The organism is Ekhidna algicida (assembly GCF_051379705.1).
Taxonomy (GTDB): domain Bacteria; phylum Bacteroidota; class Bacteroidia; order Cytophagales; family Cyclobacteriaceae; genus Ekhidna.
In genome coordinates, this window is record NZ_CP179868.1 from 1216441 (window position 1) to 1240231 (window position 23791).

Consider the following 23791-nt stretch of genomic DNA (forward strand, 5'->3'; position numbering starts at 1 on the left):
AAATTACTTTTTTATCTCATCTAAAATGTCGGTGGCACCTTCTACTCCTTCGCTCAAAGATTTTTTCACACTGTCCATCGCTTCGCCTCCAATGTCTTTGGCTGCTTCAAGTGCTGCAATGATCGAATTCTTTGTTGCCGCTACGGTATCTCCACCTACTTGCTTGACACCACTAATTGATCCTTTAACTGCTTCCACAGCAACTTCACCAACATTGATCCCAAGATCTGTTGCTGCATGAATGGCCTGCTTTACAGATCCTTCAACGGCATCTTTTTGATCTACACCTGATTCCATGGCTCCTTGAATGGCTCCATCAACGATACCCTTTACTAATTTGATAGCACTGGTTCCAATCGATCCAATCCCCTCAAAAGCTCCCTGAACGATTGATGCTGGTATTTGAATCCCTTTTACAACTAAATCCGAAGTGTTTTTAATTGTCGTTACTGCCAGTTCTTTAACAGAATCGACAATTGAACTTCCTAAATCTGCTGTTCCGGACAGAGCTCCTTTTACTCCGCCCTTTACTCCGTTTACTAATTTCGATAAAATGTTTGACATGATTTCTTTTGTTTATGGTTTAAAATGATTGTTAAAAATGTTTTTATGATGTGATATTTTCAGTTTCTCTCCCAATGTGCATTAATGCATCTCCTCTGTTCACGACAGGATTATTGTTAACAGCGATAACGTGTCCGTTAAATTGGCTTTTGACGCTTTTTTCAAATTCACCAAAAGGTCCGGCTATGATTCCTACTTTTTGCCCTTTTTCGACTGATTCTCCAGGCCGAACAAAAGAATAGTATAATCCTCCAGCTTTTGATCTAAGCCATGAAGAAGAGCTAATACGAATACTTTGGTAAACAGGCTCAGGAGCATCTTTTCTCATTCCCAAATACTTCATCACTCGCAAAGCACCGTTCACACCTTCGTCAATAGAGTTCTTTCTCAGACGTTGCGATTCTCCGGCTTCATATACAAGAATGGGCTTTCCTCTTTTGGCAGCCTCCTTCCGCAAGGATTTATCTCGAAAAGGTGAATGAATGATGTATTTAGCACCAAAGGCTTTTGCCAAAGCAAGGTTTTCATCTACATCCATTTGACCCCTTATTTGTGGAAAATTGTTGATACGCGATCCTCCCGTATGAAAATCAAGCCCAAAATCTATCAACGGCAGAATTTCATTCCTAAAATGGAATGCTATTTGACTCGCTAGACTACCACTTCTTGTCCCAGGAAATGAGCGATTGACATCTTTTCCGTCTGGGACTTGTCTGGAGAAGTTGAGAAATCCATAAACATTTAAGATTGGGATACATATAGTTGTTCCGATTTCCACTTTATTAAGTTTTTGACTAATTATTCGCCTAACAATCTCCACCCCGTTAATTTCATCTCCATGCATTCCTCCCATGAGTAAAAGGGTTGGGCCTGGCTTTTTGGAACGAGAAACCACTATGGGTATATCAATTTGTGTTCTTGTTGGTAGACGAGAGATAGTGGCCAGAATCTGTTTTTCTTTCCCGGGCTCAACAATCTGACCAGCTATTTTAAAATCCTCCATTAAGCTTTGCTTATCTTTTAGTAATCGTTATTTAGCGTGGTTTTGCTCAATGTATTCAACAATCTTTCCAGCAATATCAACTCCGGTAGCATTTTCAATTCCTTCTAAACCTGGAGAGGAATTAACTTCCAGCACTAAAGGTCCACGTTCGGATTGCAGCATATCCACACCAGCAATCGCCAGTCCCATACTTTCAGCTGCTTTAAGAGCCGTCTCTTTTTCCTTAGCACTTAATTCAATCAAATTGGCTTGTCCACCTCTATGTAGATTTGATCTAAACTCACCTTCTTTACCTTGTCTTTTCATGGCTCCAACGATTTCGCCATTTACTATAAATACGCGTATATCGGCACCTCCTGCCTCTTTGATAAACTCCTGTAGTATTACTCTTGTCTTTAGGCTATCGAAAGCTTCTACTACCGATGTTGCCGCTTTGTCTGTCTCAGCCAGCATTACTCCTAAGCCTTGAGTTCCCTCAAGGAGTTTAATCACCACTGGAGCGTGTCCTACGTGTTTCAGTATCTTATTTTCTTCCTTGCTGTTGTTGGTAAATGCCGTCTTAGGCATTCTGACACCAGAACGTGACAGAATTTGAAGACTTCTCAACTTATCTCTAGATCTGGTGATAGCTTGTGACTCAACAGCCGTAAAAACTTTCATCATTTCAAACTGTCTAACTACGGCAGTACCATAGAAGGTCACTGATGCCCCTATTCTTGGAATAACAGCATCTATGTTATCAAGTTTGTCTCCTTTATAATAAATCACAGGACCCGAATCGTCCATGACAATGTCACACTTTAGATGATCCACCACCATTGCTTCGTGACCTTTTTGTTCGATTGCTTCGATCAATCGTCTGGTTGAATAGAGTTTAGGGTTTCTGGAAAGAACTGCGATTTTCATAGTTTATAGTTTTGAATTAGTAATTCGATTTATTTAAAATATTCCTAGAGCTGATCCAAGTAAGGTTGCTAACCCAAGGAAACTCAAGAATCCCATGATGTCTGTGACTGTGGTAAGAACAATCGAAGAAGACTGAGCAGGATCTTGCCCAAAGGCTTTTAGTATGATTGGGACGACCGCTCCGGAGAATCCGGCGATGACCATCGATAGTATCATGGAAGTTCCAATGACCAGAGAAATACCAAAAGAGGATGCCCAGAAATAGGCTATTACAGATGTAGTGAGTGCTACAGCTATCCCGTTGATAAAACCCACAGCTACTTCTTTACGAGCTACCTTCCACCATTGACTCGTTTGAATTTCCCTCAAAGCGAGCCCTCTCATAGTAACTGCCAGTGCTTGAGATCCGGTATTACCTGATTGCCCAGCAACTACCGGCAGAAATACTGCTAATACAGTGACCTGAGCAATGGTTTCCTCAAAAGCACCCACTATTGATGCTGCCAGAAATGCTGTAGCAAGATTAATCTGAAGCCAAGGAAGTCTTTTCTTCACAGCAAACAATGGAGTTGATAAGGCTCGCTCCTCTCTGCCTGCACCAAACATGGCCAAAACATCTTCAGAAGCATCTTTTTGAGTAGCAGCTACTAAGGCACTGTTACGAATGATTCCGAGTATATGATTGTCAATATCTACCACAGGCAGGTTAATGATTTTACCTTCTTCAAAAAGCTTCACAACTTCTTCTGCCGGGGACATTACTGACACACTTTCACATGGAACCACCAATTCATCCAATGTCGTTTCTGGTGTTGATATCGCAATGGTTTGAATGAACACTTTTCCAAGTAGTCTTCCCTTGCTATCTGTTACATAGAGATTCACCATTTTCTTATCCCCAATCGATCTCAGCTTATTCAATACCTGATCCACCGTATTTTCCGGCTGGAAAGTAATGATGCGAGTATCCATCAAGAAGCCGGCAGCCTCAGGAGGATAAGAAAGCATCTCCCGAATACTTTTTGACTTTCGCTCTGAAAAGAGTCCTAGTCTTTTTTCTAAAAGCGATGATTTGGTACGTGATAATAGTTTTGCTGCTAAGTATGGATCAATTGCATCAAAAACAGATAAAAAGGCACTCTCTTCCATGCTTTCTATTACACTGGCCACTACATCTGGGCTAAGATTGGTTAGCAACTCCTCTGTAGCATCTGATGGTAGATCCTTTAGATATTCTACGATTTCTTCTGGGCTGAAAGCATTGAACGTTGCTGCCACTTCCTCTGGAAATAATTGAATGTATTTATCTACCAGTCTGCTTTTGATCTCTGTTAGTTCCATGGCTCTTGCTATTAAGGTTTTAGGTTTGATTCTGCACTCCCAAGCAGGCCTGTCAGCCCAATTGTAAATAGCTCGCCCAAAGCATTTCCTGCTTTTATTGCCGAGTTGTCTATTGTCGTTTTACCAGATTTAACTTCAGATAGTGAGACTCTGGACACGGTCCCAATAAATTCTCCATTTACTTTCACTACCGGCAAGTCAATGAATGCATGATCCCAATTTTCAAGTAGCTCCTTTGCACTCATATCAGCAAAGACTGTCCGTGAAACCTTATTCATCACTATTTGAATTGTTTTGTTTGGATCATTCGTGATCAGCTCATTCACCTCCAGATATCCAACAAGTTTTTTCTCATCATCAAGGACAAAGACATGTGGTTTGACAACAGCTTTGCTACTCTTAATAAGGTGCAATGCTTTTTCTATTTTCATGTTTACCGGGAGCGTAAAAACATAGGGTTCCAGGTGGGCGCCTACCTGATCTTTGTCAAAGGCAAGTACACGCTTTAAGTTTTTAGCTCTTTCTGGTTGAACTTTATTTAGTATTTGAGTACTTATTGATTTCTCGCATATCCTCAGAATTGCTTCAGCATTCGAAAGGGACAGATGATCCATACAGGCTACTGCTCGCTCAAGTGTTATCTTTTCCAATACCTTACCCGATTTGTAGGGAAGCAATCGTGACAAAATAACCATGGATTGATCGAGTGTTAAAGAATCAATCAATACGGTAATTTCCTCAGTTTCAAGCTCGTTAATTGCAGCTATCGCAATTTCAGGATGGCTGGAGAGAAACTGATCGATCAGGAGTTGGTCGTTATTCATTTTGATTGATCTTTGATGATGGTAATTCTGGTTTCGTTGAATTCTTTAGCCGGAACTACCACTAATCCAGTATTTGTCTCCAGCGATACGGCATGATCTGTGATTTTAACTATGGTGCCGACAAGATCGCCCAGCATGATGGTGGTTCCCAACTGATGAGACTTTCGCACATAATAAGATCCAAGAATATTGCTTACTGAAGTTTTTGCTCCTAATCCAAATGCAAGTGAGGCACCAAACAACAAAGAGGCGAGAATGATGATAAAAAGGTTTGTAAGGAAGATGATATTCACTCCCAATTGCCCGACAGCAATGACAATCGCAATAAATATGACCAAATACCGAAGTGATCTTCCTAAAAATTTACCATTGGCAATGCCTGTTCTGGATGCCGCTGACTGAATGAGGTCTCCAAGGAGTCTTCCGGCAACAAGTCCGATAAAAATGATAACTACCGCTACCAAAATGTTTGGGAGGTAACTCACAATTTTATCAAACCACTCGCTAAAAAAATCAAGGCTCAGAATCCGGATTGCAATCAGAACAGAAATGGTAATGATGATCCAGAAAAAAGTGGCAGCTATAAATGTCGCGGAGCCTTTAAAATCTACATTTAACATTCTCTCCTGAAGTCGTTCATTCAGACTTTTATTTAGGAAAAGAATTAAACGACGAACCAGTTTTTTAACAAGCTTTCCGATTACAAAGCCGATAAGAATGACAACAATAGCCATGATCAATCGGGGCAGCAAATCAGTAAAACCAGAAAGTAAACCACTCAGGAATGAGTCTATTTCTTCTTTCATATGTGTGGGTTTAATTTCAATTGCACACTTATGACTCCCGATCGTAAGAAAAGTCACATATTATTTATGATTCATCCTTATCGGGACTTGGATCTACCATTTTACCGGCTGAGCGCGCCATATCTACTGAAAATAGTTTACCAACATCGGCAAGCAGAAGAGCCGAGTTAATGGTTGCCATCACCTCATCCTTTAATTTGGGAGGTAGCTTCTCCACATTGTTTATGAGCTTGAAAGGATTCAGTCGCTCATTTTCCTCTGGAATCTGATTATTTTTCTTGTCCATAGATATCCATTAGTTTAGTTTTTGTCCTCTTCAATTTCATTTTCACAGCACTGACACCAGAACCTGTTAATTCAGCTATTTCCTTAATCGAAAATCCGTCCTGATACTTCATTAACAAAAGTGACTTCTCGGTAGGGCTAAGCTCTTCCAACAACAAATACAGTGTCTCTACACTCAGGCCCAATATCTCAGTGTCAGTGGGTGATTTATTTAGATCACTTTCTTCTTCCAGTCGTATCTCCTCTGCCATATTCATCATTTTTTTCTGCTTTGCCTGATGATCTACACAATGATTGTAGGTGATTGCATAGACCCAGGTTGAGAATTTTGATTTTTTATTGAAACCTGAAAGTTTGAGGTAGATCTTTAAGATTACATCATGTGCTACATCTTTAGCCTCTTCCTCATTTTTGGTAAAACTCAAACACTTCTGAAAGACTTTTAATGCATACCTATCGTATAGCTCCTCGAAGTATCCAGAGTGTCTGGTTTCCAGAAGCAGATCGATGATTCGATCATCAGGGAAACTACCTAACTCATGTTTTTCATGGAATTTCAATTGCAGTGGGTCGAGGTAAGATGATAAGGTTAGTAACGCGAATTACTTTAGTTTGACAGTTTCGGTAAGTAACCTTTTAACAGGAACAATCACTATCCCAGAACTGGTCTTTAGAGTGCAAGATGTAATATCAATCTTTTGAATGGTTCCTTTGAGATCACTCATTTCCAATTCTTGTCCTGCTTTAAAGTTGTTTTTAGTGTAGAATGAGGAGAGAATGTTTGTGAGTATGTCCCTGGACCCAAGTCCGAAAGAAACAGCAAAAGCCAGAATGATGCCGCCAATAATAATGGTCACATTGGAAGTGACCAGCGCCGTATCTACACCGGCCTGATTGAGAGAAGTAATGGTGACAATAACTAAAATGAGGTAAAATGCGAATCCACTAATGGCTCGAAAGGATAAAACACCGAGTGATTCTAAGATACCCTTTAAACCCTTTCTAACGAACGAGGCTATATAAAAACCAACTACAAAAATCACAATGGCACTAAATAATTGAGGAAGGTAGGATATAAGATCACTAATTGATCTTGAAACCACCGTCCAGCCAAGTGTATCAGATGCTGTTACGAAAAAGAGTAAAATGATTACCCAATAGACAAATTTTCCAACCACTCTGGAAGGCGTGATCTCCAAGCTGGTTCCACTTAGCAATTCATCTAGTTTGAGTTTTTCAGATAATTTATCAAATCGAACAGCCTTTAATGTCTTCCTTACAATGTATGAGGTAATCCGAGCGATCACCCATCCAAGAAGTAATAGAAAAAGTGCACCCAAAATATTAGGAAGTGCTGACATGAAGCTTTCACCTAAAGCAACGAGAGATTGAAAGCCGACTTGAGTTAGATCAGTAATTTTTTCCATGATTTTTGTATTTAATTAAAGGGTGTTTTTATGACTCTGTTTTGGGGATAAAGTCACATTTCATCAAGAAGTTATTCAAACTCTTGGTAAACAGAGTTAATCAGTCTTAGTAATGGCTGGTAACAAAAAATCCGATCCATTTCGGAATCGGATTGATAGAAAGTGAAATTGACAGAATTATTAATTCCTGACAGTATTGCTTTAAGCTTCAGAAAATTGAATATCCAAAACAGTATATTCATCCTCCCCTATCAACAGCGCAAATTCATTGCTCTCATCGTTATTAAGTGAGTTGTTATGAATAATCCACTGTTTAGTAATTGCAACTATGGCACCCTTTCCATAGTCACTTTCTACAATGTCTCCTATTCTTATATTCATAATTACAAATTGTTAAAATAAGGGCCGACAAAAATCGGCCCCACTCCTGCTGGTTGCAAAGAGCATTTAAAGAGGATACTCAAATTATCCCCGTGAAAAAGATCTTGAATCATCTTATAAAAAAGTAACCTAATCATTTATTTAACTGACCTTATTTCACAACCTAATTATACGTTCTGTGTCTGTTTTAATAGTGCGAAAAAGGGATACTGAACATTTTCTTTTTGCTTTACTCAGTGATGATTAATGACTCAATCCCTTTGGCTCAATGAAAGCCTGATTTTAAGTTCTTCATGGAGATAAAGTTCCCCGTGTTTATTTCTGGACTCATTAATTACAGAATCAATCAATTCTGAATGAAGGGTAGGATCCAGAAAGTCTACAGCATAAAGCGATGCAATACTCGAAAGATCTGATCTTATAAAATTGACCAAGTCAGTTCTGCAAGTATTGGCGATGGTCTTTTCATCTTCAAGAAGCGCTCTTGTTCGTTCTGTATCCATCGCATTGTTGACCATTTCTTTCTGAAGTTTGAAATATCGTGCATCGCATCCTCTTGTATGATTTAATATTTTGAAAAGCCTCTCAGTTTCATATGATCCATAGGCAAAAAGAGAGTCACCGCGATCTATTATGCTGACTACACCAGGGTTTCCTTGACAGATAAAATTGATTGACTTTTTAGTCGTCCCATAGTGCTTAACAAGCTTATAAAGCCCTAATTCAAGACCGGATTTAGAAATTGTATACGAATTGTATTTGTCGTAAACAAAGTCGCCAAGTGGCTTTAATTCTTTCCCCTTTATTTCATAAAGAGACACCTTATCTGGGGAGGTGTTATCAAGGATTTCGTAGATGATTTTGGTGTTTTCCCGACAGCTAAAAAAACTGATCGCTATCAAAAATGGTATGAATTTACTCTTCATCTATTTTAGTTTAAATGCTTAAAAAAAACAAGGTTACTGTCGACTGACAGTAACCTTGAAAATGCGTACCAATTATTAATTAAGCCAAGAATTTGAGCCGTCTGCCGTGTCTACTCCATCAGCATTGTTCACTCCACCAAACGTATAAGTGTCGATTTCGAGAATGGCCAATTCATCAGCAGGAACCGGAAAATGAAGAATTGTTCCAATTTGAAGCGCATCTTGCCTTCTCATATCAAACAATTCCAATCCAAACAATGTCCTACCGAGCTCAATGTCTCTTTCGGCAAAGATCAAATCTCTCACTTCCGCCTGAGTTGCCGAGGCAGCAACATCCGGCAATGCCCCAATAGCTACACGAGGATTCGCCGGGTCATTCAAGATGGCGATAGCAGCTGCCGTATTGCCTAGTTCGTTTTCTGCTTCCGCTAAAAGCAGATCATTCATATAACCTTTGGCATAGGCCACATCTCCAACGCAATTATCGTTGGAAAAAAAGTTATTAATATTTCCCTGCCAATAGTGAGTACGAAGCTGTGCTCCTCTTTCCAGCCTAAAGAATGAAAGATCATTGCTATAGGCAAAGTATTCACCCAATCGCTGATCTCCGTTGTAGCCAGTGCCTGTTAAAACATCTTCTGCAATTACCGCACTAGGCTCCAGTGGAAATCTTTTTGGATATGTAGAATTAAATCTTCTCAAAACCCTATGATCTATCCTGAAGTACCAGAAAAGCCCAGACAGACAGTAAAAATCATGAGAGAATATCGTTCCATCATCAGTTACAATCAAATCAAAATTGATCCCATTTTGAGCGTAAGTTCTAATGGCACTCCAATCAGTTGCATTGTTTTCTGCACGGGTTCTTGCATTTGAAACAATAAAATGTGCTGCCATGGTATTGGCAATTTGACTCAACTGAGCTTCCGTATATGTGGTTCCATTAAATGCGCCTGCAGGTGATGTATAAGAAATACCACTATCGAATATGTCGATGGCCGCATCCAAAGCGCTCACGCTAAGTGGTAAGATATCGCCATATCCGGCAAGGGTTCCTTGCTCCACATTATCACCTTCTAAATACGCCTGATCATATACATTAGCCAGATGGCCATAAGCCATTCCTTTTGCCAAATACGCTATTCCTAACGCCCCAATCTGTGCTTCCGTTCTATCAGCTGCAGGTATTGCACTGACAGCTGCTATCACAATATTGGATTGGGCAATCGATGCATTCCAGTCAGCCCATGGGTTAGACGATAATCCAAGGTCCGGAAAAGTCAAACTGTTATTGAACTGAACCCTCGGCTCCACCTTAAACTGAGACCACATGGATCTGAAGTTGTTGGACATTGATGTATGATCTGCCGTCCAGGCCATGTGAACATTTGCATTAAAAAAACTACCATCATCATTGGCAGTATAGGCATCCCAAACACCTGCGATAGCTCCTGTCCCAAGATCAAAAATCAATTGTGGATCTTCATCCAAAAGCGAAGTATCCGGGTCATTCGGGTTTTCAATATCAAGTTCCTGACACCCAAATGAGGTTATCAAAAGAACTGCTGTTAAATATTTATAAATACTTTTCATAATTACGTCTCTTAAAATCTAATTTGAACTACTGCTGAGTAACTTCTGAACATAGGATAGCCATAAGCATCAGCCCTGAAAAGTGTAGGGTTTAATAAGACATCCTGATCTACATTACCTGCTGCTACAGAACCTGTAGAAGAGATGTCCGGTGTGAATCCTTTATAATCAGTGATCATAAATAGGTTTCTTCCAATCAAGGACAGTTTGATATCCTTTACAACCTCACCTACACCAATGGTAGAAAGCAAGTCATTACCAAATGTGTAGGATAGAGACATTTCTCTCAAAGCAATGTATTCTGCACTTTCGACAAATCGCTGGTTCAGACCATTACCGGAGTTACTCGTGCTTTGCATATATGAGTCCCAGTGTCTTTGTCCTTCAGGTCTTCCGGCCTGATCTACCTCTGCTCCTCTGGTGTTGAAGATTAAGTTCTGTCTCATGATATTGGCAATATCACCGCCAATCTGAGCATCCATAGATACGAAGAGCTTGAATCCTTTATAGCCTACTGAACTTGTGAAGCCTAATAAAGCATCAGGATTTGTATCTCCAAGCTTAGTGACTAATCTTGCTCCATCCTCATCCAATAGGTGGTAAGCCACTTCTTGATCTGTGTATTGGGAGCCGCTTAGAATTAAGTAGCCCTCATCGTTAACTTCAAAATCAGATGGCGTATAGGTGCCAGCCGCTAAGCCCGCAAGATTATCCACAAAGCCATCTTCATCAACAGTCAATTCACCAGTACTCTCTGCCATTCTATTACCCCATATTTCTCCTAGCTGCACACCGTCATCTATTAGGAATGAATTTGTGCCATTAAATGCTGAAAGGAAATATTTAGGACGATCAATAGAATTGACTCTTGTTCTACTTCTGGAATAGGTAATCCCAGCATCCCACGTTACATCACCCTTAAGAATCTCTGCTCCTAGTGCTAGCTCAATTGTATTTGACTCCATAGAGCCCGCGTTTCTAAATTGTGCCTGAAATCCTTCATTTTTTGGTAGTGGAACAAGCAAAATCTGATCATCTGCTGTTGATTTAGCATAATTAAATTCCAAATTCAATCGATTCAAAAAGCTAACATTGGTACCCAACTCAATTTCAGTAACAACTGTAGGACTCAAGTTTCTATTACCAAGAATATTGAATCCAACCACACCGCCACTTACACTAAGTGTTTCATATTGCGCCTGAAATTGAGGTCTTACCCCAGATGTTCCTACCGAACCTCGAATTTTCCATTCCTGAATCCCGTTGATAGATAAATCCTCTGTCAATCGGTACGCCAAGGAAGCTCTATAAAAATTCACATCTCTTTGTTCTGGTCCAAAAAGAGAAGATCTATCTACTCTAAATAATCCATCGAAGATGATTTTATCCTTATAATCAAAACGTAAGTTGGTCATGTAATTATCAGCCCTGAAAGTAGTCTCGCTAGAAGTTGCTCCTAGGGTTGTACGATCTACGTTATCGAGTTGAAAAATTCCGGCCGCCTGCACATTATTCCCTGCAGTTGAAAATGAAGATGTTAGGTATTGTTCTCCTACATATCTTAAAGTCAATGCAGTATTGAAATCACCAAATGTTTTATTGAAATTCGATGAGAATGTAAATACTCTTGCAGAATTGTCAAATGCATTTCTGCTGATAAAACCTCCCGTTCCGGTAGGATTTCCTTGTGCTAAATACTTTTGATCATTGATGATGTGAGAACGACCTTCTGTACGGTCAAAAGTCACTTGCCCTTCAAGTCCCCACCAATCTAAGATTTGATACTTAGCAGATGTCCCCAGTAATACTCTATTCCGCTCAAATTCTCTGAAATTGTTATGAGCGACGTAGAGTGGGTTATTTGCATTTGTGAAGTTTCCGATTGGTCGCGAAACTGTAATAAAAGGCTGTCCGTCTGGGTTTGGGGCAGTTAAATCTATATCCGGCTCAGACAAGAGCGCTCCATAAATAAACCCGGTTTGGCCACCTTCCTGAGGATTAGTTCCCTTGGAACCAATGTAATTTGCAGAAAGGGTCACATCGATCTTATCGCTGACCTGATGTCCAATATTCGCCTTTACACTTTGTCTTGTATAAGCAGGCTGTCCGGGAACCAGTCCTTCGTTCCTAAGATTATCGAAGGATCCATAAAAATTAGTTTTTTCAGTAGTTGAACCCACTGATAAATAGTTATTATGGAAACTCCTACCGGGAAAAGTCACGTCCTGCTGATCAAACAATTGGGGATAAGGATTATCAATGATTTGTTCCGTATCTGGAATTCGCTGACCATTTACATCAAGGGCGTAGGTCCCATCTGGATTCAATTGAAATGCATGTGACTTACTTAGATCAACTTTTCTAAGGACTTCATTAGTACCATATTCTGATTTGAATGTGATATCCGTTTTACCATATTCCTTAGAACCCTTCTTAGTTATAATTTGGATTACTCCATTTCCCGCCAAAGATCCATACAATGAAGCACCAGCAGCACCCTTTAGCACCTCGATGGATTCAACATCATTCATGTTGATATCAGCTAAGCCGGCACTACCCGGAGGCGTGATTATTCCATCTACAATTATGAGTGGTTGTGTACTACTACCAGAAATTGTGGTAGTGCCTCGCAGGTTAATTGATGCAGCCGTACCCGGCACCCCTGATTGCTGAACAATCTGTACACCAGCCACCTTGCCTCTCAAGGCATTTGCAGCATCAAGTTGAGTTACTTCGCTTAGTTGATCTTCATCTACCTTGGTCAATGCAAACCCCAACTTCTTTGCTGATGTGCCTTGGGATACTCCGGTAACTACAACCTCTTGCAGCTCCGTGGCTCCTCCTAAAGAAACATCGATCACAGATCTAGTGCCAGTATTTATTTCCTGGGCATCAAAGCCAACGAAAGAAAAAACCAGTACTTGATTCTCATTGACCTCAATACGGTAATTACCGTCAATATCAGTGGTAGTACCCGTATTGGTCCCTTTTATCACCACATTAACCCCTGGCAAACCTTCGCCAGTTTCATCTGTCACTTTACCCGAAACCGATCGCTGAGCCCAGCCTGTGAGAGCTAGAATCAGAAACGTAAAGGCAAAGCCATAACGTAAACATTTTCTCATATTCACTTACATTTTAAGTTAAACATGAGATCAAGAAAGCCTTTAGAAAGCTGTTCAGGGTTCAAAATTGAGATATTGAACTTTTTCAGAAATACCGTGAAAAAGAACCGTCAATCCAATTTGTTCAATATCATATTTCTAAACTTTTGATTTGATGATCAGACTTAAGTTTAGGCGTATTTAATTTTTAGGGCATCCATACATTTTTAAAGAATCTTAAATCATAGTAGAGTTTTTTGAGATCTACAACTGTGCGGGTGTCCTTTTTTTGTTACACATTTTTCTAAAAGTTAGGTTAGTTACACCTGATCATCAATACAGATACTATCAATGTAATGATTAGCCAGAGTCACGTAGGTGTAGCTGGACCTGTAAGAAAATGGCACTACTACTTTTAGGTTATATATGTCAATCAGCAGATCACTTTCATGCAGTTCCCCTTGACAGGTAATTAGCTTTGATTTAGAATATTCGTTACTAAAAAAAGGGATTACCGTAAGAACTTTTCTGATTCCGATAAGCTTCTCCGATGAATAATTGACTTGTCAGAAATGCCAATGAATCGTACCGGATTAGGGCTTTCATTTAGCTTGATTGAGCGATGGAGCTTGCCGTAGCGCCGACCTGAAGGCATAATCAATAAGAGCTCTTTATATATGCTTGCATATTTTAAACAAAAAATAAGGGCCGATTGCTCGGCCCCACTTCTAGTATAAACTAAAAGTATGAAGAGGATCTTTATACTATCCTATCGCGTAGCATATTAGGTTTATTAAGTGCTTTTGAAACCGCCCAGCACATTTGCAACATTTCAACACTAACTAGTCTTTTCACACGACTCTTTCTCGTTGCATCACAAGATTACCAAACAGGCCGTAGGTTAAGGTTCAAAAAAAGGATATTGGACAAGAGACTTATTCAGGTCCATGAAATGAAGAATATGATAAAGTCCAATTTCATGATTTTGAACCTTTTAGGGAACCTTGAGATAGGGGGAATAACGTAAAAGAAATGTCATTAAAGCAAAACTCGACTAAATGGACTTAGATTATATTTTTCCAATTCTTGAACTTATAGTTACTTCTCACTTTTTTTTGCTGGGGATTTACCTGTTTTTCGAGAAAAATCGAAGAAACGATGGCGTGAGGTATCTTGGGCTCCTCTTTTTCTTAATCGGTTTTCATTACCTCTTCAACTCCCTGGGTCAACAGGCGTATTCCCAATCCAATTATATCATAAAAAGCTATTTCAGCTTAAAACTTTGGTCCTTTCTGCTCTATTCATTTGGTCCTGTTTTATTACTAGCTACTCAAGCTTATGTCATTGAAGATTTTAAACTTAAAAGAATCCATCTGCTTCATTTGCTTGGCTATGTTTTCCCAATCTTTCATTACTTAAATCCCCATCTGCTTGCTGATACTACAATGAATGACTGGACATACCTAGGGATTGGGGCCGAGTTACACAACTTAAGCTATGGCGTAGTTGCACTGATTATTACTAAACGTCTGAAAAATGAAGAATTAAAAAATCATAAAAAGCTTTTTTACCAACTCAACATCACTTACATAATTATCACACTATCATGGATCATATTTGAGTTTGCAAGGTTCCAGGGCTGGGAAAGTAATGATGTGATTAAAGCCTTCTTTTTAATACTTCTAACCTACCTTGTTGATGGTACTATCATCATGTGTTGGAGATATCCGGACACAATTATCAACAGTAAGTATATCAGATCAAGGCTCAAAGGATGGGTATCGGAAAAATATCAGGATTCAAAAGTGGAAGAGAATTATGCTGAGAAAATTCTTGATGCGCTCACGAAACATGTAGAACAAACCAAACTATATACTAGTACCGAATTGAAGATTAGTGTTGTATCAGAAAAGATTGGTTTTCCTGCTAAAGATATTTCGCAGGTTGTCAATGTGTATATGTCTAAATCCTTCAATGAGTATTTAAATAGCTTGAGAATAGCTGAAGCTACAAGACTGCTGCTGGAACGCCAAGATTTAAATATTATGGAAGTGATGTATAAAACAGGATTTAACTCAAAATCACTGTTTTTTAAATACTTCAAAGAAGAACATGGAATGACGCCCTTCCAATTCAAAAAACGCACGAGCTCAAACGATAATCTGAATACAGATAAGACCATGCTTTACGTCAGTAAGTCTATGCATCAATGAGCAGGATGAAATTTTGATGTATCATATCATAAAAAAAGCCTCAGATTTCTCTGAGGCTATCTAGTAGCGGGGACTAGACTCGAACTAGTGACCTTCGGGTTATGAGCCCGACGAGCTACCAACTGCTCCACCCCGCGATATAAGTGCAAAATTACGACGCATATATTTTCTTACCAAATAGAATTGAATATATACTTACTAACCTTTGATACTATTCCAGATATCCAGGTAAATCTTCCATTCTCTTTCCACCTTCCTCCAGATTATTACATACTTGCCTTTCCAGTTGGAAGTGCGATCGTCATTGGTAGAAGTTCCCTCATAATAGCCATAGTCATAGGCTTCATTCCCAATAACCTTAATCTCAACAGGCGTTATCTTATGGTATGTCGTTTTCCATGATCTATTCTTCGGATTCCAATAATTGGATAGCCCATCATCTTCCAGGATGTCTGTGCCCTCAGGGAAGATTTTTGCATCATCGGTGTACATCTTCACTACCTCTGCTCGCTGGTCCGTCATCAGGTAATTAGAAAATTTCTTCACTTGGCCTTTGATTGCTTCGACCTCCTTGTCTTGTGCATTGAGTACAGTAAAGAAGGATAGCGCTAGTATGCTAAGTATTATCCGCATAATTTTGTTTTTGATGAAAGATACGGAAGATTTCAAAGCCGGTTTTGTAAACATCATCGGTCGGCCAAATGTGGGGAAGTCCACCCTGCTCAACGCATTGATGAATGAAAAGCTCGCTATTACTAGCAGCAAGGCGCAAACCACACGTCATCGGATGTTTGGAATACTGAATGATGACAAATACCAGATCGTATTTTCAGATACACCGGGTGCTATTGATCCCGCCTATAAGCTTCAGGAAAAAATGATGGGTTATGTACGCACTGCCTTAGATGATGCCGATGTAATTCTATTTATGGTGGCTCTTGAGGATAAAAACGAATATCCGCAGCTCATTGAGATGGCTCAAAATGCGGAGGCTCCTGTCCTCTTCCTAATCAATAAAACAGATCAGAATAAAGGCTCTCAAACGTTTGATAAGTCAGCCTATTGGAAAGAATTGTATCCCGATTTGGAGATCATGTCAATCTCTGCTCTTGAGCAGCATGGCACCAATGAATTGCTAGATCGAATTTTAGAATTGTTGCCCAATCACCCGGCTTTCTTCCCAAAAGATGAAATCACAGATAAGAGCGAGCGTTTTATCTGCGCGGAGATAATCCGCGAAAAGATCTTCATGAATTATCAGCAGGAGATTCCCTACAGTTCAGAGGTTGTAGTTACGTCATTCAAAGAAGAAGAAACAATCATCCATATTGATGCAGAAATCTTTGTAGAGCGAGACAGCCAAAAAGGCATCATCATAGGCAAGAAAGCTGAGTCGATCAAAAAGGTAGGCACGCAAGCCAGAAAAGACATGGAAGCATTTTTCGGTAAGAAAATTCACTTGCAGACATTCGTAAAAGTAGAGAAGGACTGGCGGAAGGATGACCGAAAATTGACTAGGTTTGGTTACTAATCAATCTGTACAGCCATGCGTCAATTTCTATTTTCCCTAGCCTTATGCTCACTATTCATTCCCTCCATTGCACAGCAGGGAGATTTATCTAAAGTTGAAAGGATTTACCAAACCTGTAAAATTTGGGGCTATTTAAAATATTACCATCCACTCATAAGCAAAGGTTCTTTCGATTGGGACGAGAAGATGCAAAAGGTTTTGGGCATCACGGCCAAATACAGGACGTATGAGGATTTTTCTGAATACATGGCAAACTGGATCTACTACATGGGAGAAATAAAACCCTGTGCCGGCTGCAACCAGAGAGGATCTGGAAATCAATTTCTCGGAAATTTCGACTTATCCTGGACACAGGATTCAAGATTCTCAGATAAGCTAAGAAAGTCGCTAAAAAACATCGAGAGAAACCGCTTTCAAGGCAGTCATTATTATATAGACCAAGGAAAAGTCGGGGAATTTATTCCAAAAAATGAACCTCCACATTTGGATCTGATCTGGAAGGAAGAGAATCAGCGATTGCTCGCACTGTTCCGCTACTGGAACTACATCGAATATTTCTATCCGTACAAGTACCTAACCGATCAAGACTGGGATGATGTGCTTAAAGAAATGATCCCGAAGTTTATTGACGCAAAAACAAATTTGGACTTTCACCTGGCCATGTTGGAGCTGGTTGTTAAAATTGATGACAGTCATGCGGGTTTAGTGACTTCTGTTCTGGATGAAATGCCATACTATAATTATTTGCCAGCCAAGATCGAAATGATTGAAGGCCAGGCGATGATCACCGAAATTATCGATAGTGAGAAATCCCGAATGGCTGACTTTCAGGTAGGCGATATTATCAAAACAATTAACAATAAGTCTGCTGTTCAGATACATGAGGCTAACAAAAAATACATCTGGGGATCGAATGATGCAGTGAAAGACAGAAGCCTCTATCATACACTGTTCATGGGAATGCAAAGTCCAGTTCAGGCGACCATCGAACGGGGCGGCATTACAAAATCAGCGAGTCTAAGCTTTTATAAATATTCAGATATTTCATACGCCAAGACTCCTCCCAAGCCTAAATGGACTACTCCCGGCGACTCTATTGGTTATGTAAATCTGGGTGAGCTTACAACCGGGGATACCGATCAGATGATGGGTAAGCTAATGGATAAGACCGTGATCATTTTTGATGTAAGAAATAACCCCAGAGGGACTTATAGAGCACTTGCGAAGTATCTCAATCCTAAAGACACGACTTTCGCCATCTACACAAAGCCAGACTATTCCTATCCCGGCAAGTTTGTATGGCAAGGAGAAGCTACTTGTGGGGAATACAATGAAGACTATTACAAAGGCAAGGTGATTATCCTGGTAGATGAAAACACCCAAAGTCATGCGGAATTCACGGCTATGAGCCTACAAACGGCACCCAATACGGTGACCATTGGAAGTCAAACAGCCGGCACGGATGGTAAAGTCACCAAGTTCCCGATCATCTCAAGGTTTTATACTGCCATGTCCGGCATGGGAGTTTACTACCCAAACCAACAAGAAGCGCAACGTGACGGCATCACTATTGACATCACCGTCGAACCTACAATCGAAGGTGTCAGAGAAGGGAAAGATGAAATCCTTGAGAAAGCCATGGAAGTTGCCAAAGAAGAAATAGCCAGAGAGATAGCGGAAGCCAAAGCTGCAGCTTTAGCTCTACAAGATTCCCTGAGACTGGATTCCATCAGGCGCTATACATTGAAACTGGATTCGATGCGGATGAATGCAATGCCAATGGACTCACTGCAGGTAGATTCACTACAAGTTGACGACAATTAACAATGGCCTATTCATCAGACCGATAGCTGAATATCAATTAACTTGAGATTGAATAAATTTCGATTTCGATGAAAAAGCTATTTACACTCATAGCCTTATTTTTATTTGGTTTCACATTGCTTGGACAGGCCAATAAACAGCTAAACAAGCTTTTCAATCAAATTGAGGGAATAGAGAAAACTTACGCAATTACCAACCCCATTTGGGATGGTCTGCACCCTGATACCTACGTATTTCAAAAAGTAGACAATCAAATAAAGCAGGCGAATGAGCTAAAAGCTAAGCTTGAATCCTTGATTGCAATTCCCGATAATGAGCTCACAGATCAAGGAAGAATCAATAAGCAGATCAGAATACTACAACTTAGAAACTCAATCAGCCAAACTCAATTCAAAACCTACCTGATACCATTCAATGCCGAAGGAGGATTCTTCAATTCTCCTTCGTTTTTCCTTCCTAACCTCCCTTTTAAGACCAAGCAGGATTATGATAATTATCTGAGATGGTTGCCTTCGTTTGCCACGTTTATATTCTATAATCAGGAGTTGATGGCAAAAGGAATTGCAGAAAAGATTCAGGCACCTAAAGTTATTGCAAAGAATGCAGTAGACCTGCTGGAGTCATGGACCCAAAGTGACATCACGCTGCATCCTTTTTACTCGCCTATCAAAAGCATTCCGGCAGATATCTCGCAAGCCGATCGAGAATCTATTGAAAAAAATGCTCAGAGGATTATCTCAGAGACGATCCTTCCGTCCTACAAGAAACTCAAAAAATTTATTGAGCAGGAATATTTACCAGCTGCTCCAAGAAAGGTTGGTATTAGCGAAATCAACAAGGGAAAAGCTTACTATGAAAATCGAGTCAAGCATTTCACGACCCTTGACATCACTCCGGATTCCGTTTATGCAACCGGTCTCGCTGAAGTAGCACGCATTCGCAATCAGATGGAGCAAATCATCAAAGATGTAAAGTTCGAGGGGAGCTTTACGGAGTTTCTACAGTTCCTCCGCTCGGATCCACAGTTTTACCCAAAGTCAGGTCAGGAACTTCTCAATAGAGCGGCTTGGCTGAGCAAGAAAGCCGAAGGTCAGCTTCCGCGCCTTTTTTCTAAACTCTATTCACTACCATTCACCGTGGAGCCTGTGCCGGATGCCATTGCTCCGAAATATACAGGCGGGAGATATGTCGGTGGTAGCAGATCTAAGAATAAGCCAGGGATCTATTGGGTGAATACCTACAACCTTTCAAGTCGTACACTCTATACGCTTCCGGCGCTTTCACTTCATGAAGCTGTTCCGGGTCATCACCTTCAAATCTCACTGGCCTCAGAACTGGAAGGGCTGCCTGAATTTAGAGACGGTTATTACATCAGCGCCTTTGGAGAAGGCTGGGGACTTTATTCAGAATATCTGGGTGAAGAAATGGGGATGTATGAAACTCCATATGAGCTTTTTGGAAGATATACATATGAGATGTGGAGAGCCTGCAGACTCGTGGTAGATGTCGGGCTTCATTACAAGGGATGGACCAGACAGCAGGCGATTGACTATATGGCAAGCAATACCGCTTTGTCATTGCATGAAGTAAATACGGAGATCGACAGGTACATCGGCTGGCCGGGTCAGGCCGTCAGCTACAAAATGGGTGAACTCACCATACTTGCATTGCGCAAACGTGCCGTAGAAGCTTTGGGAGCTACTTTTGACATCCAACAATTTCACGATGTAATCCTGAGAAACGGAGCTGTACCGCTACCAATTCTGGAAGCTGAAGTAGATAAATACATATCTTCAGAAAAATCCAAATAGGGCTTACTCTTTTGGTTTAACTTCGCGGTTTAGTCAAAAGAACATTTTCCCAAGTAATGGCCAATATTCTCGCAATTGTAGGTAGACCTAATGTAGGTAAATCAACCCTTTTCAACCGATTGGTAGAAAAGAAACAAGCCATAATGGATAATGAATCTGGTGTGACCAGAGATCGGCACTATGGATATGGTGAATGGAATGGGAAAAAATTCACGGTTATCGACACGGGTGGTTATGTGGAAGGTTCCGATGATATCTTCGAAGGAGCGATTCGGACACAGGTAAAAGAAGCTCTTGAAGAGGCTACCGCTATATTATTTATGGTGGATTGTGATACCGGCTTACATGGTCTGGATCAGGACTTTGCCAATGTAATTAGGGAAATAGACAAACCCATCTTCTTAGTAGCCAACAAGGCGGACAATCAGGAAAAGCATCTGGCTTCCAATGAATTTTATAATCTTGGAATGGATGCGGACCTCTTCCCAATAGCAGCGGCTAGCGGAGCAGGAACAGGTGATTTGTTAGATGCAGTGGTGAAGGAATTTGATGATGAAGAACTTCAGGCAGATGATGTTCCGAGAATTGCCATTCTTGGACGACCAAATGTGGGCAAATCATCCTTTGTAAACGCGCTAGTAGGAAAAGAGCGGAGCATCGTTACTGATATTGCCGGTACTACAAGAGATGCAATAAATACCCGCTACAATCTGTTTGGAAAGGACTTCATTCTAACGGATACTGCGGGCATACGCAGGAAAGCTAAAGTGAAGGAAAATATAGAATTCTATTCGGTTCTACGTGCTCTGCAAGCGCTTCAGGATTCAGATGTTTGTATCGTGATGATAGATGCCGACACGGGTCTCGAATCCCAAGACATGAATATCATTGGGCTGGCGCATAAGTACAAGAAAGGGATTGTCCTCATGGTCAATAAATGGGACTTACAGGAAAAGGATTCAAAAACGGCAGATACCTATCGGAAGTTCCTCGAAGAAAAGTTGGGACCAATGAATTACATACCGGTTATTTTCACTTCGGTGCTCAATAAGCAACGTATCATGCAGACGCTTGAGTTAGCACTTCAGGTTTATGAAAACAGGACTAGAAAAATTTCTACTTCTAAGTTAAACGAGATCATGGGTAAAGAAATAGAGCATTACCCGCCTCCGGCTGTTCGTGGACATTACATTAAGATTAAGTACATCACACAGCTGCCGACGCATACACCCACGTTCGCATTTTTCTGCAACTTCCCACAGTATATAAAGGAACCATACCATAGATATCTGACCAATCGAATGCGCGAACATTTTGATTTCAGAGGGGTGCCTTTAAAGATGGTATTTAGGAAAAAGTAATCTATTTCTTTACCAGTCGGATCTTGTCCGTACTCTCTCCAATTCGCGCAGATAACGTATATGTACCCAATGGACTCTGTTCAATTTGTTGGGAGATAAGCTTTTCAGCTTCTGCTCTCAGGATGTTTTTCTTTGCAAGTAAAAGGGTGCCATCTGAGTCGTGCAATTGAAACTCGTCAAGCTCATTTAATTTTCTGATTTTGCCTATGGCTGGGTTGGGGTAAGATGCCAGTGTACTTGAAATACCCTTTTCATCAATTCGAATGATAGAACTGTAAGCAAATAACCCGTCAAATTCTACTTTACGCAATCTGTAATACGACAACCCCTTTATTGGATTATTATCAGTAAACGAATATTCGTGTGCATTCATGCTGCTCTGATGGCTGGGCATCCATCCTATCGTCTCAAAATGCTCTCCGTCGCTGCTCCTTTCAACCTCAAACCCATGACTATTAAATTCCACTGCAGTTTGCCAATTAAGAGTCACATCATTCGCCTTCATCTCACCTGCGAAATCAACAAACTTTACGTCTAGGAACTCTCCGTTATATAATCCAGAATAGTTTGAATCATCCCCATTATCGATGTAGTCTCCACCGACCATAATAACTCCATTGCCTTCAATCACGCCTCCACCGGCATTTGTAAAGTCTCCATTGACCATCATGTCGCCATCAATATCGGATATGCCTATTCCACCTGAAACAAAGCTTCCACCTACATAAACTGAAGCTCCAAAATCCACGGCGAATGCCGCGTAAAGCCCGGAACCTGCATTTTGTGATATAGCTAAAGAACCACCTTTCTCTACGGTAACTGAAGAACCCAATCCGCTTACCATGCTTACTACATTGATAAGCCCTCCATCGCTGATGATCACTGAAGAGCCCTTGCCGGCATTTAGTGATCCGAGAATCGTAAGTTCTCCATTAACAATGACTGTTTCTCCGACAACATTGAGGTCGCCGTTTATTGTCAAACTACCATCTACTGTCAAAGTAATGGCACCTTCACCTTGAAGTTTAATATTTCCGTAGGACTCACGACATGTACCCTTCTGGGTACTCGAGGTGGAATAACTTGGGCATTGTCCTAGGACAATACCAATCGTACATACTAATATTGCGAAAGTGAGTGATCTAATTTTCATTCTGGTGATAGTAGCCGGTTCCTTAAATTTAACCAATTCCTCAACAAATAGTTGAGATCTGTGGTTAGATTGGATTATACATAGTTAGGTGTTAAAATAATCAACCATGACTTCAGAAGAAGTCTTTCAAAAATTTGTACCCGTGTCCTCTGTAGATTATTGTGTCAAACTCTATCAACGTCTTGGCTTTGAGTTCAAGATTAAAAAAGCCAGACAAACCAAGCTTGGAGACTACAGGTTTAATCCTAAATCTAACAGGCACACCATTACAGTAAACAATGATTTGAATCCATACGCCTTTCTTGTGACCTATCTACACGAAGTGGGACATTTAGTTGCTTTTAAAAAATATGGCAGAAGAATTCAACCTCACGGAAAAGAATGGAAACAATGTTTCAAAGAAGTATCTGAGCCTATGCTCACTAATCTGGTGTTTCATTCCAGCGTATTGGATGCCCTTAAGCGGTACTTCAAAAACCCGAAAGCTTCGAGCTGTTCCGATCCAGTTCTTTATCAAATTTTAAAACGGTTTGATGAACCGTCCAGTAAAATTCTATTGAAGGATATCAAGATTGGGAAGGCTTTTATTTTCAACAATAAGACCTATGTAAAGTTGGAAAAGAAGCGCACAAGGTCTGTATGCCAGGAGGTGACATCCGGCAGAAAATACCTTATTTCAGATCTGGCTGAAGTTGAGGAGAATGATGAAGAATAAATTCATCAATTGCATCATTTTGA

21 protein-coding genes and 1 tRNA gene are annotated in these 23791 nt (G+C 40.4%); 6 read left to right on the forward strand and 16 right to left on the reverse strand.

Annotation, left to right across the window (positions count from 1 at the left end; genetic code table 11):
- Nucleotides 1-3: 3 nt before the first annotated feature.
- The 13 genes from ACL8WY_RS05100 to ACL8WY_RS05160 all read right to left on the reverse strand — a co-directional run bounded on the left by ACL8WY_RS05100 (nt 4) and on the right by ACL8WY_RS05160 (nt 13181).
- Nucleotides 4-564, reverse strand: coding sequence for a hypothetical protein (locus ACL8WY_RS05100; RefSeq protein WP_436517347.1), 561 nt, complete (start codon nt 562-564; stop codon nt 4-6).
- 43 nt (nt 565-607) lie between these two features.
- Nucleotides 608-1567, reverse strand: coding sequence for a succinylglutamate desuccinylase/aspartoacylase family protein (locus ACL8WY_RS05105; protein ID WP_436517348.1), 960 nt, complete (start codon nt 1565-1567; stop codon nt 608-610).
- Between the two features lie 27 nt (nt 1568-1594).
- A complete protein-coding gene (gene rimK, locus ACL8WY_RS05110; protein WP_436517349.1) occupies nt 1595-2473 on the reverse strand; it encodes a 30S ribosomal protein S6--L-glutamate ligase in 879 nt (292 codons plus the stop codon).
- Nucleotides 2474-2506: 33 nt separating this feature from the next.
- Nucleotides 2507-3814, reverse strand: a complete 1308-nt coding sequence (gene mgtE / locus ACL8WY_RS05115; RefSeq protein WP_436517350.1) for a magnesium transporter — start codon at nt 3812-3814, stop codon at nt 2507-2509.
- An 11-nt stretch (nt 3815-3825) separates the two neighbouring features.
- Complete coding sequence (locus ACL8WY_RS05120) at nt 3826-4638, reverse strand: CBS domain-containing protein (RefSeq protein WP_436517351.1); 813 nt, start codon at nt 4636-4638, stop codon at nt 3826-3828.
- A complete protein-coding gene (locus ACL8WY_RS05125; protein ID WP_436517352.1) occupies nt 4635-5444 on the reverse strand; it encodes a mechanosensitive ion channel family protein in 810 nt (269 codons plus the stop codon). Before ACL8WY_RS05125 ends, ACL8WY_RS05120 begins: the two co-directional genes overlap by 4 nt.
- Nucleotides 5445-5508: 64 nt before the next feature.
- Nucleotides 5509-5730 (reverse strand): hypothetical protein, encoded by a 222-nt coding sequence (locus tag ACL8WY_RS05130; protein ID WP_436517353.1) that lies wholly within the window; start codon nt 5728-5730, stop codon nt 5509-5511.
- Nucleotides 5714-6289, reverse strand: a complete 576-nt coding sequence (locus ACL8WY_RS05135; protein ID WP_436517354.1) for an RNA polymerase sigma factor — start codon at nt 6287-6289, stop codon at nt 5714-5716. Before ACL8WY_RS05135 ends, ACL8WY_RS05130 begins: the two co-directional genes overlap by 17 nt.
- A 42-nt stretch (nt 6290-6331) precedes the next feature.
- A complete protein-coding gene (locus ACL8WY_RS05140) occupies nt 6332-7156 on the reverse strand; it encodes a mechanosensitive ion channel family protein (RefSeq protein WP_436517355.1) in 825 nt (274 codons plus the stop codon).
- Nucleotides 7157-7357: 201 nt separating this feature from the next.
- Entirely contained in the window at nt 7358-7537 is a 180-nt protein-coding gene (locus ACL8WY_RS05145; RefSeq protein ID WP_436517356.1) for a hypothetical protein, read from the reverse strand.
- Nucleotides 7538-7788: 251 nt separating this feature from the next.
- Nucleotides 7789-8463, reverse strand: a complete 675-nt coding sequence (locus tag ACL8WY_RS05150) for a hypothetical protein (protein ID WP_436517357.1) — start codon at nt 8461-8463, stop codon at nt 7789-7791.
- Between the two features lie 75 nt (nt 8464-8538).
- Nucleotides 8539-10056 (reverse strand): RagB/SusD family nutrient uptake outer membrane protein, encoded by a 1518-nt coding sequence (locus tag ACL8WY_RS05155; RefSeq protein ID WP_436517358.1) that lies wholly within the window; start codon nt 10054-10056, stop codon nt 8539-8541.
- Nucleotides 10057-10067: 11 nt separating this feature from the next.
- Nucleotides 10068-13181 carry a SusC/RagA family TonB-linked outer membrane protein gene (locus ACL8WY_RS05160; protein ID WP_436517359.1) on the reverse strand — a complete coding sequence of 1038 codons (3114 nt, stop codon included), beginning with the start codon at nt 13179-13181 and terminating at the stop codon, nt 10068-10070.
- Between the two features lie 1037 nt (nt 13182-14218).
- Between ACL8WY_RS05160 and ACL8WY_RS05165 the strand changes: the two genes are divergently transcribed.
- Nucleotides 14219-15373: a helix-turn-helix domain-containing protein gene (locus ACL8WY_RS05165; protein ID WP_436517360.1), complete on the forward strand. Its 1155-nt coding sequence runs from the start codon at nt 14219-14221 to the stop codon at nt 15371-15373.
- Between the two features lie 64 nt (nt 15374-15437).
- Here ACL8WY_RS05165 and ACL8WY_RS05170 read toward each other — a convergent pair.
- Together ACL8WY_RS05170 and ACL8WY_RS05175 are read right to left on the reverse strand one after the other, a co-directional pair.
- Nucleotides 15438-15510: transfer RNA gene (locus tag ACL8WY_RS05170), tRNA-Met, on the reverse strand.
- Between the two features lie 61 nt (nt 15511-15571).
- The gene (locus ACL8WY_RS05175; RefSeq protein WP_436517361.1) at nt 15572-16006 is read right to left on the reverse strand and encodes a nuclear transport factor 2 family protein; all 435 of its coding nucleotides are present in this window, start codon (nt 16004-16006) and stop codon (nt 15572-15574) included.
- A 13-nt stretch (nt 16007-16019) separates the two neighbouring features.
- On the opposite strand from ACL8WY_RS05175, the gene era reads away from it, so the two are divergent.
- The 4 genes from era to der all read left to right on the forward strand — a co-directional run bounded on the left by era (nt 16020) and on the right by der (nt 21900).
- Complete coding sequence (gene era, locus ACL8WY_RS05180; protein ID WP_436517362.1) at nt 16020-16904, forward strand: GTPase Era; 885 nt, start codon at nt 16020-16022, stop codon at nt 16902-16904.
- A 15-nt stretch (nt 16905-16919) separates the two neighbouring features.
- Nucleotides 16920-18728: a S41 family peptidase gene (locus ACL8WY_RS05185; RefSeq protein ID WP_436517363.1), complete on the forward strand. Its 1809-nt coding sequence runs from the start codon at nt 16920-16922 to the stop codon at nt 18726-18728.
- A gap of 68 nt (nt 18729-18796) precedes the next feature.
- Nucleotides 18797-20539, forward strand: coding sequence for a DUF885 domain-containing protein (locus ACL8WY_RS05190; RefSeq protein ID WP_436517364.1), 1743 nt, complete (start codon nt 18797-18799; stop codon nt 20537-20539).
- Nucleotides 20540-20595: 56 nt separating this feature from the next.
- Nucleotides 20596-21900: a ribosome biogenesis GTPase Der gene (gene der, locus ACL8WY_RS05195; RefSeq protein WP_436517365.1), complete on the forward strand. Its 1305-nt coding sequence runs from the start codon at nt 20596-20598 to the stop codon at nt 21898-21900.
- A gap of 1 nt (nt 21901) precedes the next feature.
- On the opposite strand, the gene ACL8WY_RS05200 is transcribed toward der, so the two are convergent.
- Nucleotides 21902-23053: a hypothetical protein gene (locus tag ACL8WY_RS05200; RefSeq protein WP_436517366.1), complete on the reverse strand. Its 1152-nt coding sequence runs from the start codon at nt 23051-23053 to the stop codon at nt 21902-21904.
- A 106-nt stretch (nt 23054-23159) separates the two neighbouring features.
- Between ACL8WY_RS05200 and ACL8WY_RS05205 the strand changes: the two genes are divergently transcribed.
- Nucleotides 23160-23768, forward strand: a complete 609-nt coding sequence (locus ACL8WY_RS05205) for a SprT-like domain-containing protein (protein ID WP_436517367.1) — start codon at nt 23160-23162, stop codon at nt 23766-23768.
- Nucleotides 23769-23791 lie beyond the last annotated feature (23 nt).